We start from the raw sequence: 11,546 nt of genomic DNA, 5'->3' as shown, positions 1-11,546 counted from the left end.
GCGGCTGACGCCGGATGTTCATTAAGAGTATCGGTCGGAAAACCGTTTCGCGCCGCCCGCGAACGCGGGCCGATGGACCTCCGCTCGCCGAACGGCACTGTTTGCACGCCCGCGCGGCGCGCGATCGCCATGCGTCTCAGGCGCGTGCGGGCCATGATAGCCAAGCCCCCGAGGGCTGCCAAGCGAACCCGAAAGGCGATCAGCCCGGCTGCACGCGCCGCTGGCGAAACTTGCGCCAGCGACGCCAGGCGAAGTGCAGCGGGCCCGACAGGGTATAGAGCACGAACAATGCGTAGAGCACGATCGACGGCCACAGGGCGATCAGCACGAACAGGCTGAGCACGACGATCACGCTGACGAAGGGTACCCGCTTGCGCAGGTCGATGTCCTTGAAGCTGTAGTAGGAAAAGCCAGACACCATCAGCCCGCCCGAAAGCAGCGTAATCACCAGTGCCGGGACCATCATGGTCCGACCGCCGATCGAAAACTGCTCCCACATCCACACCGTGCCCATCATCACGGCCGCCGCCGACGGACTGGGCAAGCCCTGGAAGAAGCGCTTGTCCTGGATGCCGACCTGGGTATTGAAACGCGCCAGACGCAAGGCGGCTGCCGCGGCATAGATGAAGGCGGCCAGCCAGCCGGCCTTGGCCCAGAACCAGCCGAGATCGTGCAAATGGACCAGGGCCCATTGATACATCACCAGCGCCGGCGCGAGACCGAAGGACACCATGTCCGAAAGACTGTCGTATTCGGCGCCGAAGGCGCTCTGCGTATTGGTCATGCGCGCCACGCGCCCGTCGAGGCCGTCGAGCACCATGGCGATGAACACCGCGATCGCGGCTGCGGTGTAGCGCCCGTTCATGGCCGCGACAATTGCGTAGAACCCGCCGAACAGCGCCCCTGTGGTCAACAGATTGGGCAGCAGATAGATACCCCGCGGATGTCTCGCTGCCTTGCGCTGCTCCTGGTGTTCCTCTTCCATCCCCTTCCCTCGTCCCATGCCACGCATGCCGTTCAGTCCCGTAACAGACGGCCGATCACCTGCCCCGCACGCATACGCTCGCCCGGAGCGGCTTCAATACGCGAACGCACAGGCAGATACACATCCAGAAAACGCCCAAAGCCCGCAAAACCGCAACGGCTGCCATGCCCAACCCGTTCGCCGGCATGTACCCGGCAACGCAGATAACCCGGCAGCCGCGGGCGTCGTACCGCAACGACGATATCATCCAGTTCGTCGGTCTGCACCCACAGCGCAGCCTGGTGCGATTCGCCCGCGAGCGCACCGCGCCAGACCTTGAGCAGCTTGCCCTCGATCGGTGCATAGAGTCCGTAGGGCCCAGCTGCGTCCTGCACGATACGAACGCAGCGCGCGGGACGTTCGCAGTAGGGATCGCGGCAATCGTCGACCGACACGATACGCCCGTCCACCGGGCTGAGCACGGCCAGTGGCGAGGCCGGTGCAGGCCGCGGCAGTTCGCGCAGCAGGAAGAACAGCAGCACGGTCAACAGCCAGACCGGTGCCGCAACCCAGACACCTTCGCTGGCCGTCAGGGCCAGGGCGACGGCCAAGGCCCCGAAGACGGGTATGCGCCCCTCGCGGACGATCGGCAGCATCGCTAGTGTTCCGGGGATTGGGCGTCGCTATGCGGCAGGAAAGGCGGGGACAGCCGCACGGGTGCCCCCGCGGTAGATCAGTTGCGGGTCTTGTCGACGATCTTGTTGGCTGCGATCCAGGGCATCATGCTGCGCAGGCGCTCGCCGACGGCCTCGATCGGGTGCTCCGCCCCGAGACGGCGCTTGGCCTTGAGCGTGGCGGCACCGGCATGATTCTCGAGGATGAACTCGCGGGCGAACTCACCATTCTGGATTTCCTTGAGGATGCGGCGCATCTCGGCCTTGGTCTCGTCGGTGACGACGCGCGGGCCGCGGGTCAGGTCGCCGTATTCGGCCGTATTCGAGATCGAATAGCGCATGTTGGCGATGCCGCCTTCGTACATCAGGTCGACGATCAGCTTGAGTTCGTGCAGGCATTCGAAATAGGCCATCTCGGGGGCATAGCCCGCCTCGACCAGGGTCTCGAAGCCGGCCTGAACCAGGGCACTGGTCCCGCCGCAGAGCACCGCCTGCTCGCCGAACAGATCGGTCTCGGTTTCCTCGCGGAAGCTGGTTTCGATCACGCCGGCACGACCGCCGCCGATCGCCGAGGCGTACGACAGGGCGACCTCGCGGGCGCGTCCGCTGGCATCCTGACTGACCGCGATCAGGCAGGGCACGCCGCCGCCCTGGGTATAGGTGGAGCGCACCAGATGACCGGGGCCCTTCGGCGCGATCATCACCACGTCGAGATCGGCGCGCGGCGCGATCTGCTCGAAGTGGATGTTGAAGCCGTGGGCAAAGGCCAGGGTCGCACCGGACTTGAGATTGGGTGCGATGTCGTGACGGTAGATCGCGGCCTGATGTTCGTCCGGGGCCAGGATCATGATCAGGTCGGCGCTCGCCACCGCCTCGCCCACCGGCTTGACGGCCAGGCCCGCTGCCGCAGCCTTGGCCGCCGAGGCGGAACCCTCGCGCAGACCGACGACCACGTTCACACCGGATTCCTTGAGGTTGTTCGCGTGCGCGTGACCCTGCGAGCCGTAGCCGATGATCGCCACCTGCATGCCCTGGATCAGGGAAAGGTCGGCGTCCTTATCGTAGAAAATATTCATAGTGTCCTCTTGCCTTCAGTCGTTTTCGATTCGTAAGGGTGGATCACGCACGCAGCACGCGGTCGCCGCGGGCGATGCCCATGGCGCCGGAACGCACCACTTCCAGGATGTGGCGCTCGCCGACCGCTTCCATAAAGGCATCAAGCTTCTCACCGGTGCCGGTCAGCTCGATCGTGTAGACCTCGCTGGTGACGTCGATGATGCGCCCGCGGAAGATGTCGGACAGCCGCTTGATCTCCTCGCGCCCGGCCTCCGCCGCATGCACCTTGATGAGCATCATCTCGCGTTCGATGTAGCGATACTCATTCAGCTCCATCAGCTTGACCACGTCGATGAGCTTGTTGAGCTGCTTGACGATCTGCTCGACGATCTGCTCGTTGCCGGTGGTCACCAGGGTCATGCGCGACAGGGTCGGGTCGTTGGTCGGCGCGACGGTCAGCGACTCGATGTTGTAGCCGCGCGCGGAAAACAGCCCGGCGACACGCGACAGCGCACCCGACTCGTTCTCCATGAGGATGGATATGATGTGACGCATGCGTACTCCCGTCAGACCAGAATCATTTCGTTTTGGCCGGCGCCGGCCGGGATCATCGGGTACACGTTCTCCGTGTCGTCGGTCACGAAGTCCATGAAGACCAGACGGTCCTTGATCGCCATCGCCTCGCGCAGCGCGCCCTCCACGTCGCCGGGACGTTCGATACGCATGCCGACATGGCCGTAGGCCTCGGCCAGCTTCACGAAATCAGGCAGCGCGTCCATGTAGGACATTGCATAGCGTCCCTGGTAGAAGAACTCCTGCCACTGCCGCACCATGCCCATGTAACGGTTGTTGAGCGTCACCACCTTGATCGGCAGATGGTATTGCAGGCAGGTGGACAGCTCCTGAATGCACATCTGTATGCTGGCCTCGCCGGTCACGCAGACCACCTGTTCGTCGGGGTGCGCCATCTGGGTGCCGATGGCGAACGGCAGACCGACGCCCATGGTGCCGAGACCGCCCGAATTGATCCAACGGTTCGGCTTGTCGAACTTGTAGAACTGTGCGGCCCACATCTGATGCTGGCCCACGTCGGAGGTCACATAGGCGTCGCCGCCCGTGATCTCGTAGAGCTTCTCCAGCACGAACTGTGGCTTGATGAGTTCACTGCCACGGTCATACTTGAGGCAGTCCAGGCCGCGCCATTCCTCAATCTGCTTCCACCAGGCCTTGAGCGGAGCGGCCTTGGGCTTCTTGCCGCTTTCGCGGATGATCCCGATAAGGTCTTCGAGCACGTCCTTGACCTGACCCACGATCGGGATGTCCACACGCACGGTCTTGGAAATGGAGGCGGGGTCGACGTCGACGTGCACGATCTTCGCGTGCGGGCAGAACTTGTCCACGTTGCCGGTCACCCGGTCGTCGAAGCGCGCGCCGATGGCGATCACCACGTCGGCCTGATGCATCGCCATGTTCGCCTCGTAGGTCCCGTGCATGCCGAGCATACCGAGCGACTGCCGGTCCGTCGCGGGATAGCCGCCGAGACCCATCAGCGTATTGGTGATCGGATAGCCGAGCATGCGCGTGAACTCGGTGAGTTCCTTCGCGGCGCCGCCCAGGATCACGCCGCCGCCGGCGTAGATGATCGGGCGCTCGGCCTGCAGGATCAGCTCGGCCGCGCGCTTGATCTGCCCGGGGTGCCCCTTGATCGTGGGGTTGTAGGAACGCATGCGGATACTTTTCGGATACTTGAACGCCGCCTTGGCCGCGGTCACGTCCTTGGGCAGGTCGACCACCACCGGGCCGGGTCGCCCGCTGGCGGCGATATAGAAGGCCTTCTTGACCGTTTCGGCAAGATCGGCGACGTCCTTGACCAGGAAGTTGTGCTTGACGATGGGGCGCGTGATGCCCACCGAGTCGGACTCCTGGAACGCATCGTTGCCGATCAGATAGGTCGGCACCTGCCCGGTGAACACGACCAGGGGCACGGAGTCCATGTAGGCATCGGCGATGCCGGTGACCGCATTGGTCGCGCCCGGCCCGGAGGTCACCAGCGCCACGCCCACACGGCCCGTCGACTTGGCGTAGCCCTCGGCCGCATGCACCGCACCCTGCTCGTGGCGAGTGAGGATGTGGCTGATGTCCTTCTGCTTGTACAGCGCATCGTAGATATGCAGTACCGCGCCGCCGGGATAGCCGAAAATCAGGTCAACGTCTTCCGCCTTCAGGCAACGTACAAAGATCTCGGCTCCGGTCAGTTCCGTCACGGTCTTCTCCGCCTCGCAATGCGCGACGGCGCCACCTCGGGCGCCGTCGGCAGATTCTTATTCACGAGACGCGCCTGCTACGCGTCTCGACTGGAACATTGCATAGTAATATGTCGTCACGAAAAAATCATCGTCTGCAGCCCAAGGAGTCTCGCGCATGATAACGGTTCGCCCCTACTTGGCCTCCGACGAAGACGCCGTGGTCGCACTCTGGGACACCTGCGGACTCACCCGACCCTGGAACGATCCGCGCCGCGACATCGCGCGCAAGCAAGCAGAACACCCCGAACTGTTCCTCGTGGGCGAGCGTGACGGCGCCTTGATCGCAACCGCCATGGCCGGCTATGACGGCCACCGAGGCTGGCTCAATTACCTTGCGGTCCACCCAGACCATCGCAGACAGGGTTACGGTCGCGTCCTGGTCGAGAGCATCGAGCATCGACTCACTGCCATCGGCTACCCCAAGCTCAACCTGCAGGTACGCAGCGACAACGCCGAGGCGGTCGAGTTTTACCGGAGCCTGGACTACGCGACCGACGCAGTGATTTCGCTGGGACGACGCCTCATCGCCGACACCTAGATCGACCGGACGCATGACTACGGAGCATCCAATGAAAACCATCGGCCTCATCGGCGGCATGAGCTGGGAGTCCACCGTGCCCTATTACCGGCACATCAATACCCGGGTGAAACAGCGCCTCGGCGGCCTGCATTCGGCCCGGCTGCTGCTCTACAGCGTCGACTTCCAGGACATCGAGACCCTACAGCAGACCGGTCGTTGGGAAGACGCGGCCGATCTACTGAGCGAAGTCGCCCGCACGCTGGAGCAGGCCGGCGCCGACTGTGTGGTGCTGTGCACGAACACCATGCACAAGGTCGCCCCCGAGATCGAAGCCGCCATCGGCATCCCGCTGCTGCATATCGCCGATGCGACCGCGACCGCTATCCGCAAACAGGGCATCCGGCGCGTCGGGTTGCTCGGCACGCGATTCACCATGGAGGAGGACTTCTACCGCGCGCGCATCGAGGCGCACGGCATCGAAACCCTGGTGCCGGAAACAGCGGATCGCGAGATGATCCACGCGGTGATCTACGGGGAACTCTGCCTCGGCGTGGTCGAGAACACATCGCGCCTGCGCTACCGAGAGGCAATTGGCCGGCTGGTCGAGCGCGGCGCCGAAGGCATCATCCTTGGCTGTACCGAGATCGCCATGCTGATCTCGCCCGACGACGCCACAGTGCCGGTCTTCGACACCGCAGAACTACATGCCGAGGCGGCGGCGGATTTGGCGATCAAGGAAGAACTGGGCTGCTGATTGCTTTCCGCAACGAAAATGTTACCCACAACAACTAAGATTGGATACAGCACATCGACCCCAGTCGGGTGCGAACAATGGAACTCCTTGCAAAACGAACGCAATTCGAAAAACGATAACAGGAGCAATCCCATGTCCGAAGAAAACGCCGTCGCCGAACAGTCTCTGGCAACCAATATCGCCGGCACCGCGAAGGTCATTTATATCCTCTACCTCGTCGCCCTGCTAATAGGTATCACTGGCCTGATAGGCGTGGTCATGGCCTATATCAATCGCAGCGATGCCCCAGAATGGCTTGCTGCACATTATCGTTTCCAGATTCGCACCTTCTGGATCGGAGGACTTTACCTATTCCTAGGTGGGCTGCTGAGTGTGATCATCATCGGATACTTCATCCTTCTCTTTTGGGCCATCTGGCTGATCGTGCGCTGCGTCAAGGGACTCAAGGCGCTCGATCAGCAACAGCCACCCGCCAATGTCGCCGGCTGGTTATTCTGATCTGGACAATGTGCGTATCGCCTTGTTGGTGGCGATGCGCACATGAAAATGCGATTCCCGGCAGAATAGATGAGCGATAGGCGGCCGCGTATGGGAGTTGGATATGCCAGCACGGATTTGGGTCGATGCGGACGCCTGTCCCGCGGTCATCAAGGAAGTCATCTTCCGGGCCGCCGCGCGTACCGGCACACAGACGACTTTGATTGCCAATCACGCCATGCGCGTCCCTGCCTCGCCCCTCATCCGCTTCATGCAGGTCGCTTCCGGGTTCGACGTGGCGGACAACGAGATCGTGCGGCGTGCGCAAGCTGGCGATCTGGTGATCACTAGCGACATCCCGCTGGCGGCCGAAGTGATCGACAAGGGGGCCGAGGCTCTGAGCCCCCGCGGCGAGCTGTACGCCGAGGGCAATATCCGCGACCGGCTCAACATGCGCGATTTCATGGAAACGCTGCGCGCCAGCGGCGTGCAGACCGGCGGACCCTCGGCCCTCAGCCAAAGCGACCGCAAGGCCTTCGCCGACCAGCTCGACCGCTGGCTAACCCGCCGCGCCGCGGCATCCGCCAAAGGCTGAGCGGGGCTCAGGGAGGCGTGCCGGCATCCCTGAACGACAGTTAGGTCGGAGCGAAACGCCTGCGGTAACAACCTGCGATCAATCGAGGAACCCAGGCCAATCTCATTCGCGTTGGGTTAGACCTTGAACTGCCCCACCAGACCCTGCAGCTGCTCCGCAAGACGCGACAACGCCTGGCTTGCTGCCAAGGCCTCGCGCGACCCCGTGGCCGTACCCTCGCTCATCAGCCTGATGTCGCTGACGTTGCGGTCGATGTCCGCGGTCACCGCACTCTGCTCGACGGCAGCGCTGGCGATATGCGCCGTCATGTCGCTGATGCGGGTCACTTCCTGGCTGATCTGCGCCAGGGCCGCGTCCGCCTCCTGCGCCTGTCGCACGGTATCCTGCGCCTGCCCGCGGCTCGACTGCATGCCGGCCACGGTGGCCTCGGCACCCTGCTGCAGGCGCTCGATCACCGCACGGATCTCCTCGGTCGACTCCTGGGTTCTGCGCGCCAGGTTTCTGACCTCGTCCGCGACCACCGCGAAGCCGCGCCCCTGATCGCCGGCCCTAGCAGCCTCGATCGCGGCGTTCAACGCCAGTAGATTCGTCTGCTCGGAAATCTCGTTGATCACGGACAGCACCATGGTGATTTTCGCGGTATCCGCGGCCACCGTCTGCGTCTTTACGGCTGCCTGCTCAATCTCATCGGCCAGTCTCGCGATCGACTGCGACGTGCCGTCCACCGCGTCGCGACCGCTGCGCGTCGCGACCTCGGCGCTTTGCGCCGCACTCGCCGCCTCTTCGGCATTGCGTGCCACCTCGTTGACCGTGACCGACATCTCGTTGATGGCCGTCGCGATCTGCTCGGTGCCCGACTGCTGCCGATCCATGTTGTCGCGCATGCCCTCGCTGCTACCGGCCAGCGACCTCGCCGACGACACCAACTCGTCAGTGGCTGCATTGACCCTGCCGATCAGTTGCTGGATGCGCTCCGCGAAGGCGTTGAAGGCCTGTGCGAGCTGCACCAGTTCGTGTCCGCCGCGGATCGGCATCCGACGGGTCAGGTCGCCTTCCCCGCGTGCAATATCGGACATGTTCACAACCGCTGCGCGCAGGGGCTTGCTGATCCCACGCGTGATCAGGGTGGCCTCGACCACGGCCAACAATACGCAGGCCAAGCCCAGCACGATCGTCAGCACGAGGGTGCGGTGGTAACGCCGGTCGCTGTTCGCGTACTCCGCGTTCGACTGAGCCGCCGTATAGCGTTGCAAGGCCAGTACGGCCTCGCCTTCCGGACGCACCAGCGGCAATACCTTGTGCAGGTACTCGTCACGGGCCGCGTCAATGTTTCCGGCACGGATCTGCGCGATGATGTTCTGCTGCAGCGGCCGTATCTGCTGCAGATAGCCCCTGATCCGCGCGATATGCTCTGACATGCCCGCCGAGGGATCCATGGCCAACAGATTCTGGATCGCCGCATTGGTCTTGCGGTGATTATCCGCAAGATGCGCATGATCGCCCGGCGTAAACGAGCGCCGCAGGAGCGCTTCGAGGAATACCCGCGCGCTGCTGATCGGACCGGCATAGATCTGCCTCAGATCGGCCGACCTGGCCTGACCGTCGGCCACGATATGCGCCATGCGATCATGCAGATGGCGGGTTTCGTACAGCTGGAAGGCGATCAGTCCGCTAAGCAAAACGACCAATACCGAAAACGCCAGTCCCAGGCGAGTGCCGATACGCATCCTTTCGGTCACGATTCACGTCCTTATGTTTGCGATGAATGGAATAACGTGGAAACGACATCTCATCGAGCCTTCTCCCGCCGTAGACAACCGACGGTATCGACCCCTTATCCGGCACCGCCGCACGCAGCCTACAATGCCGACAATGTCATTTCCATGAACGAAAACCCTCAAAAACAGGGCAAAAAAACCCTTTTAACACATAAAGTTATAAAATAATATGAAATACTTATCAATAGCCCTATGCAGGCGAGCGGTGTAGATCGTCCGATGCAACAGGTGTCGCACGTCGATGCGCGAGCGATACTGCCGCCGAAGTCATTCAGGAGATAACGATGCAATCCGTCATGATCGTGACCGGCGGCAGCCGCGGCATCGGTGCCGCTGTGGCCCGCCTCGGTGCCCGGGCGGGCTACGCCGTATGCGTGAACTACCGGCGCGACCGTGCCGCAGCCGAAACCGTGGTCGCCGACATCGAGGCCGCGGGGGGCCGCGGGATCGCGCTCGCGGCCGACATCGCCGTCGAGGACGAGGTAGTGAGTTTGTTCCGGCAGGTCGACGAAGCGTTGGGGCGGGTAACGGCGCTGGTCAACAACGCCGGCATCCTCGAACGCCATGCGCGCGTCGAGGACATGGACGCGGCACGGCTGGCACGCGTGTTCGCGGCCAACGTGACCGGCAGTTTTCTGTGTGCCCGCGAGGCGGTGCGGCGCATGTCCACCCGCCATGGCGGCCCCGGCGGAGCCATCGTCAATGTCTCCTCACGCGCCGCGCGCCTGGGCAGTCCCGGCGAGTACGTGGACTACGCCGCATCCAAGGCGGCGGTCGATACGCTGACCATCGGCCTCGCCCGGGAGGTCGCCGACGCCGGCATCCGGGTCAATGCCGTGAGTCCCGGCGTGATCTATACCGAGATCCACGCCAGCGGCGGTGAGCCAGGGCGCATGGATCGGGTCAAGGACGCAGTGCCGATGAAGCGCGGCGGACAGCCCGAAGAAGTCGCGCGCGCGATCCTGTGGCTGCTTTCCGACGAGGCGAGTTACGTGACCGGCGCAAACCTCGACGTCTCAGGCGGCCGCTAGCCGGCACAGCAGGAGAGCGGGGAAACGTCGCGCGAGAAGGTCTGCGCGCAGAGCTTGAGCCCCTCGACCATGGTCAGATAGGGGAACAGGCGCCCGGCCAGATCGTCGACCGTCATGCCGGCGGCCAGCGCCAGCGCGGCGCTCTGGATCATCTCGCCTGCCTCCGCAGCCAGTATCTGCGCGCCGAGCAGGCGGCCGCTACCGCGCTCGGCCACCAGCTTGACGAAACCGCGGGTGTCGAAATTCGCCAGGGCGCGGGGCACGTTGTCCAGGCTCAGCGTGCGGCTCTCGGCCTCCAGCCCGCGCGCCTTCGCCTGCTGCTCACTCAGGCCGACGGTGGCGACCTGCGGGTCGGTAAACACCACCGCCGGCATCGCCGCGAGGTCGAGGCTGGCATCGCCGCGAGGTCGAGGCTGGCATCGCCGCGAGGTCGAGGCTGGCATCGCCGCGAGGTCGAGGCTGGCATCGCCGCCGGTCATGTTGATCGCCGCGCGCGTGCCGGCCGCCGCGGCGACGTACATGTATTGCGGCAACGCAGTGCAGTCGCCGGCGGCATGGATCCAGTCGACCCCCGTGCGCAGATGTGCATCGACCGCGATGCGTCCCTCTGCATCGGTCTCGAGACCGACCGTCTGCAGCCCCAGTGCGGCGGTATTCGCGCGTCGGCCCGTCGCCACCAGCAAGGCCTCGCTTTCGAGCATGCCGTCGGCCAGCGTCAGGCGGAAACGCCCGCCGACATGCGCTACCCGCTGAGGCACGCTGTGCAGGCGCAGGTCGAGACCCTCCGCACGCAGGATCTCCGCGAGCCCCTCGCCCAGCGCGGCATCCTCCCGCGAGAGCAGCGTGCTGCGTGCCAGCAGCGTCACCCGGCTGCCGAGGCGCACAAAGGCCTGCGCCAATTCAAGCGCCACCACGGAACCGCCGATCACGGCGAGGCGTTGCGGGATCGTCTCTGCGGTCAGCGCCTCTGTCGAGGTCCAGTAGGGCGTTCCGGCGAGGCCCGGAATCGAAGGGAAGCGGCCGAGGCGCCGGTGGCGATCAGCACCCGGTCGGCCAGCAGAACCCGAGCCGATCACCACGACCCGCAGACCCGGCCCGGACATCTCGCCCTGCCCGTCCCCATCCAGCGGGTAGGCATCGCATCCCGCGGCCCGTACCTGCTAGACCCAATCGTCCGCACACCCGCCCTCTACGCGGGCAAGCCCTTCCGCGTAGGACACCTGCGCGCTTACGCCTTCGAGCTTGTCGAGCGCCCGTCTCACGGCAACGGCACAGTGTTCGCAGGTCATGTCGTTGATGCGTAATGTGGCATCCATGCTGTTCTCCTAAAACGCTTCTGTCGGTACATGCCGCTCGAGGCAATCATACGGCCGCAAAGACGTGGCGGGCGG

Annotated in this window: 13 protein-coding genes; 5 read left to right on the top strand and 8 right to left on the bottom strand. The window is 64.2% G+C overall.

Annotation, left to right across the window (positions count from 1 at the left end):
- Positions 1 to 199: 199 nt before the first annotated feature.
- The 5 genes from pssA to ilvB all read right to left on the bottom strand — a co-directional run bounded on the left by pssA (position 200) and on the right by ilvB (position 4,958).
- Positions 200 to 985 (bottom strand): CDP-diacylglycerol--serine O-phosphatidyltransferase, encoded by a 786-nt coding sequence (gene pssA, locus BJI67_RS06125; RefSeq protein ID WP_070072280.1) that lies wholly within the window; start codon positions 983 to 985, stop codon positions 200 to 202.
- Between the two features lie 32 nt (positions 986 to 1,017).
- Complete coding sequence (locus BJI67_RS06120; protein ID WP_070072279.1) at positions 1,018 to 1,620, bottom strand: phosphatidylserine decarboxylase; 603 nt, start codon at positions 1,618 to 1,620, stop codon at positions 1,018 to 1,020.
- Between the two features lie 77 nt (positions 1,621 to 1,697).
- Positions 1,698 to 2,714, bottom strand: coding sequence for a ketol-acid reductoisomerase (gene ilvC, locus BJI67_RS06115; RefSeq protein ID WP_070072278.1), 1,017 nt, complete (start codon positions 2,712 to 2,714; stop codon positions 1,698 to 1,700).
- A 43-nt stretch (positions 2,715 to 2,757) separates the two neighbouring features.
- Positions 2,758 to 3,249: an acetolactate synthase small subunit gene (gene ilvN, locus BJI67_RS06110; RefSeq protein ID WP_070072277.1), complete on the bottom strand. Its 492-nt coding sequence runs from the start codon at positions 3,247 to 3,249 to the stop codon at positions 2,758 to 2,760.
- 11 nt (positions 3,250 to 3,260) lie between these two features.
- Positions 3,261 to 4,958: a biosynthetic-type acetolactate synthase large subunit gene (ilvB, locus tag BJI67_RS06105; protein WP_070072276.1), complete on the bottom strand. Its 1,698-nt coding sequence runs from the start codon at positions 4,956 to 4,958 to the stop codon at positions 3,261 to 3,263.
- Positions 4,959 to 5,115: 157 nt separating this feature from the next.
- On the opposite strand from ilvB, the gene BJI67_RS06100 reads away from it, so the two are divergent.
- The 4 genes from BJI67_RS06100 (at position 5,116) to BJI67_RS06085 (ending at position 7,346) form a co-directional block, all read left to right on the top strand.
- On the top strand, positions 5,116 to 5,538 hold the full coding sequence (locus BJI67_RS06100) for a GNAT family acetyltransferase (RefSeq protein WP_070072275.1): 423 nt from the start codon (positions 5,116 to 5,118) through the stop codon (positions 5,536 to 5,538).
- Between the two features lie 31 nt (positions 5,539 to 5,569).
- Positions 5,570 to 6,274, top strand: a complete 705-nt coding sequence (locus tag BJI67_RS06095) for an aspartate/glutamate racemase family protein (RefSeq protein ID WP_070072274.1) — start codon at positions 5,570 to 5,572, stop codon at positions 6,272 to 6,274.
- 132 nt (positions 6,275 to 6,406) lie between these two features.
- Entirely contained in the window at positions 6,407 to 6,772 is a 366-nt protein-coding gene (locus BJI67_RS06090) for a DUF4870 family protein (protein WP_070072273.1), read from the top strand.
- A gap of 103 nt (positions 6,773 to 6,875) precedes the next feature.
- Positions 6,876 to 7,346: a YaiI/YqxD family protein gene (locus BJI67_RS06085; protein WP_070072272.1), complete on the top strand. Its 471-nt coding sequence runs from the start codon at positions 6,876 to 6,878 to the stop codon at positions 7,344 to 7,346.
- Between the two features lie 116 nt (positions 7,347 to 7,462).
- Here the strand turns inward: BJI67_RS06085 and BJI67_RS06080 are convergent, their stop codons facing one another.
- Entirely contained in the window at positions 7,463 to 9,085 is a 1,623-nt protein-coding gene (locus tag BJI67_RS06080) for a methyl-accepting chemotaxis protein (RefSeq protein ID WP_156782046.1), read from the bottom strand.
- Between the two features lie 323 nt (positions 9,086 to 9,408).
- Between BJI67_RS06080 and BJI67_RS06075 the strand changes: the two genes are divergently transcribed.
- Positions 9,409 to 10,155 (top strand): SDR family oxidoreductase, encoded by a 747-nt coding sequence (locus BJI67_RS06075; RefSeq protein WP_070072270.1) that lies wholly within the window; start codon positions 9,409 to 9,411, stop codon positions 10,153 to 10,155.
- On the opposite strand, the gene BJI67_RS06070 is transcribed toward BJI67_RS06075, so the two are convergent.
- Complete coding sequence (locus BJI67_RS06070; RefSeq protein WP_070072269.1) at positions 10,152 to 11,258, bottom strand: FAD-dependent oxidoreductase; 1,107 nt, start codon at positions 11,256 to 11,258, stop codon at positions 10,152 to 10,154. The genes BJI67_RS06075 and BJI67_RS06070 overlap by 4 nt on opposite strands.
- Positions 11,259 to 11,315: 57 nt before the next feature.
- Positions 11,316 to 11,471 (bottom strand): cation transporter, encoded by a 156-nt coding sequence (locus BJI67_RS16700; protein WP_083250680.1) that lies wholly within the window; start codon positions 11,469 to 11,471, stop codon positions 11,316 to 11,318.
- Between the last annotated feature and the right edge of the window lie 75 nt (positions 11,472 to 11,546).

Source organism: Acidihalobacter aeolianus, assembly GCF_001753165.1.
In the GTDB taxonomy this organism is placed as follows: domain Bacteria; phylum Pseudomonadota; class Gammaproteobacteria; order DSM-5130; family Acidihalobacteraceae; genus Acidihalobacter; species Acidihalobacter aeolianus.
This window is presented reverse-complemented; position numbering and strand designations above follow the sequence as displayed.